Origin of the sequence: Methanoculleus sp. UBA413, from assembly GCF_002502935.1 — an archaeon.
GTDB lineage: Archaea > Halobacteriota > Methanomicrobia > Methanomicrobiales > Methanoculleaceae > Methanoculleus > Methanoculleus bourgensis.
Window position 1 is genome coordinate 7,659 of sequence record NZ_DAQR01000127.1, and the last position, 3,482, is coordinate 11,140.

A 3,482-nucleotide genomic window follows, 5' to 3' on the forward strand; every position below is an offset into this window, starting at 1 on the left:
GTGCAGAAGAAACCTTGCCGACGTCATCGACGAATGGTTGATCATACGGCTCCGGCGCGGCCTCCCGATACCTCCGGTCGCCGGCCGCACGGTGGGAGAGATCGTCAGGGTGGATACGGGTGCCGGAGCATAGGATCAGACCCGTCACATGGAGCCAACTTGTGAAGAACCTTCAGGCTCTGGGTTTTGAGGGACCATACCAGGGAGGCAAACACCCATTCATGGTGAAAGGGGACCTCGTTCTGACAATCCCAAACCCACACAGGTCAGAGATCAGTGTCGACCTGCTCGTGCGCATCCTCCGGCAGGCAGGCATATCCCGTGAAGAATGGAACCGGCTCGCCGGGTAGTGGTCTATTTCACCTTATTTTGTGGTTGTGAGGGCCGATCACCAACTGCCCGCGAGGGCGCGGGGGCAGTGCGTGGGGATACCCAGGGGAAAGCCCTGGCCGGGCGTGATCAACTGCCGGAGCGAACTGGGCTGGCTCTCATCTCCTGCCCCTGATAGTGGGCCCTGCGCCTATCCGGATCCAGCACCCTGGTTTTCGTTGCTTTGGTCTCTTGCTACGGTTCATGAGCGTTTTATCGGTAGATCTGGAGGATGCGAGTGGCTCCACGCCTCTGCAAGTCACAAAAAGCGGTTATAGAAATAGTTCTCTCTTTTCCCGACGATCGTAGAACCAGTGAACTACCCCCCGCTTGCGCAGGGGGCTTCCTGCGAGTGCCTGGGGATCGCGGGGACCCTCAGACCTGTTTGTCGCAGATTACCGGTGAACTCCCGGTAGCCCGTCCACAGGGCATTCTGTGATAGGTATCGGAGCATGATGTTGATCGCGGCGTTCCTGTCGCGGTCGAGCACGGTACCACAATCACAATGCATAACACGGTCTCGAACGGTCATCTCTGCGTGGATCTTCCCACAGCAGTAGCACGTCTTGCTCGTGTACTCTTCGCCGATCTCTATTACCTGTTTACCTGCAAGGATCGCCTTGTAGGTCAGAAATCCGGCAAACCGCGCAAGGTATCCGGTTCCTTGCGTAGACCTGTTCATCTGCCTCGTTGCCGACTTGGACTTCGGCATCTTCTTCACAGAGAGATCCCCGATGATGATCGTGCCGGCTTTGGTGTTCTCGACGAGTTTTTTACTCTGTTTGTGCTGGAAGTCGTTGAGCTGGTTGCTCCGCTTCCGTTCCATCTTCCGCTTGACGGCGTTGTAACGTCTCCACCGCCTGCTTGGCTTCTGGTCTTTGCTCTTCTTCCTGCAGTGGTCCCTCTGGGACTGCACGGCCTCGATCTTCGGGTTCCAGTACCGATCCGGTCGGCTGTTCTGCACCTCGATGAACTTACCCTGGCTGTTGACCGCCGTCTGCTTGATCACCCCGAGATCCCAGGCCTGATACTGCCCGTTCTCGACGGGGGTCAGGGGGATGACTTCTTCGACCACGGCGAGGTACCATTTTCCGTTGCAGTCCCGAAACACCTCGACCTGTTTGACCACCCCGAACTCCCGCTCGGGGATCGGGAAGGACAGTTCTCCCTGATCGGGGAGGTTGTGCGACAGCCGGATCGCATCGTTGGTGACCTTGAACCCGGACTGGTTGTGCTTCATGGTGGTGAAGTAGTGTCGTCCCTTGAAGCCCGGCGGGTTGGCGTCTTCGTCGCCGTTCTTGCGGAGCTCGAAGAATGACTTGTAGTTGGCATCAAGGGTCTTGAGCGTCATCTGCAATACTTTGGCGTTGACGAACCGTAACTCGGGCCACTCTTGCTTCAACCCGGGGAGGTCGTTCTGCTGTTTGATGTAGTTGACCCCCGTGACCCCGGCAGCATAGGCTTCCCGCCGCTCGTTGAGGGCCCGGTTGTACAGTTTCCGGTTGATCTCGGATAACTCCCACAGGACGGCTTCCTGCTCCGCAGTAGGATAGATCCTAATCTTCCGGGTCAACTGCATACCGTTCCTCCGCCTGACTGTCTACATACTTTGTCAGGATGTCAAGGGTTACCTGCCCAGTCGTGGCAAGGAAATAGGATCTCGACCAGAACGCATCGCGCCAGAGCACCTGCTTGACTTCCGGGAAGTTCCGCCGGATCTCCCGGGAGGTGATGGTCTTGAGGGCGTTGATGTACTTCGGGAGATCCAAGGTGGGACCGGCTTTGAACAGCATGTGGAAGTGGTCCGTGCTGCACTCGATGTTGGTGACCTCAACCCCGAAGGTCTCGGATATACTGTGGATCTTGGTCTTCAGGAGATCCACATACCGGTCATCGACAAAGACCTTTCTCCGGTACTTGACACACTGTACCAAGTGGTAGTGCAGGGCGTAGACCGAATGCGCCCCCTTGTCAAGCCGGTAGTCCATAGTTGCTATGTGGCAGGGGTAACTATAAAGATTCCGGTTGGCACGAGGACGGCTCTCATCCCCCAGCTTGCGCAGGGGGACTTCTCGCCTATTAAGTTAAGGAGTATGCTCAACGACTGCGGATTCGAAGGTTCGTCTGTAGACACGAGGGATCTTACACACTGGTGGATATAACCAATGGCAATCGAGGCAATCGAAGAGGAGTTCAGGGAGAAGGTCTGCAGCCAGATCCGTCTCCGCCCGGAGGGCATCAACCGGTACCGGGTCTTCACGCCGTTTGCCTTTGACGATGGAGATAACCTCGCAATCGTCCTGAAGAATGAGGATGGCAACTGGACGCTGACGGATGAGGGGCATACCCTCATGCACCTGACCTACTCGATTGACGCAAGGGAGTTAGAGCGGGGAACCCGACAGAAGGTGATAGCGAGCGTCATATCCAGGTTCGGGCTGGAGAACAACCATGGTGAACTCGCTATCCGTATCGCGGGCGACCGGTTCGGGGATGCCCTCTGGAGTTTCACCCAGGCGCTGATCAAGCTATCAGATCGTACCTATTTGTCGAGATCACGGGTCTATTCCACGTTCCTGGAGGACCTCCGTGCGCTCATCGAGGAGACTGTTCCCGAGGAGCGCAGGGAGTTTGACTGGCACGATCCCGAGCACGATCCGGAAGGGAAATACATCGTTGACTGCAGGATCAACGGCATGCAGAGGCCGGTCTACCTCTGCGGGGCTCTCGGGGCATGAGCGGGAGGGCTCCCTCCGCAAGGGGGGAGGGGATTCGCGGCGCCCCTTCTTCACTTTCGGGCCGCACGGCTCTTCTTTATGCTGGAGGAGGAGGAGTAACGTGATTCTATCGTATGCTGCGGAGGTATCAGTACCGGCTGTACCCGACGAAGGATCAGGAACCCCTGATCGCCCAGCACCTCGGGTGCTGCCGGTTTGTGTACAACTGGGCGCTTGCCCGCAAGAATCAGGCGTACCACGACGAGGGCATCGGCCTCTCCAAGTACGACCTCATGAAGCAGCTTCCGGCGCTCAAAGCGGAGTTGCCGTGGCTGAAAGAAGTCAACACCCAGTCGCTGCAGCAATCGATCCACCACCTTTTCCGTGCGTTCACGA

General features: G+C 57.4%; 5 protein-coding genes and 1 pseudogene. 4 read left to right on the forward strand and 2 right to left on the reverse strand.

Features of this window, described 5'->3' with window-relative positions:
- Window positions 1-133, forward strand: a pseudogene (locus BP858_RS12285) (type II toxin-antitoxin system HicB family antitoxin); the annotation flags it as partial.
- 28 nt (window positions 134-161) lie between these two features.
- Window positions 162-350, forward strand: a complete 189-nt coding sequence (locus BP858_RS11005; protein WP_286879499.1) for a type II toxin-antitoxin system HicA family toxin — start codon at window positions 162-164, stop codon at window positions 348-350.
- A gap of 338 nt (window positions 351-688) precedes the next feature.
- Here the strand turns inward: BP858_RS11005 and BP858_RS11010 are convergent, their stop codons facing one another.
- Window positions 689-1,948: an RNA-guided endonuclease InsQ/TnpB family protein gene (locus BP858_RS11010; RefSeq protein ID WP_074174968.1), complete on the reverse strand. Its 1,260-nt coding sequence runs from the start codon at window positions 1,946-1,948 to the stop codon at window positions 689-691.
- Entirely contained in the window at window positions 1,926-2,357 is a 432-nt protein-coding gene (gene tnpA / locus BP858_RS11015) for an IS200/IS605 family transposase (RefSeq protein ID WP_074174969.1), read from the reverse strand. The genes BP858_RS11010 and tnpA overlap by 23 nt, the downstream gene beginning before the upstream one ends.
- A 177-nt stretch (window positions 2,358-2,534) precedes the next feature.
- On the opposite strand from tnpA, the gene BP858_RS11020 reads away from it, so the two are divergent.
- Window positions 2,535-3,107 carry a DUF1828 domain-containing protein gene (locus BP858_RS11020; protein ID WP_214167002.1) on the forward strand — a complete coding sequence of 191 codons (573 nt, stop codon included), beginning with the start codon at window positions 2,535-2,537 and terminating at the stop codon, window positions 3,105-3,107.
- Between the two features lie 113 nt (window positions 3,108-3,220).
- The coding region (locus BP858_RS11025) for a transposase (RefSeq protein ID WP_286879500.1) at window positions 3,221-3,482 on the forward strand (262 nt) is incomplete at its 3' end.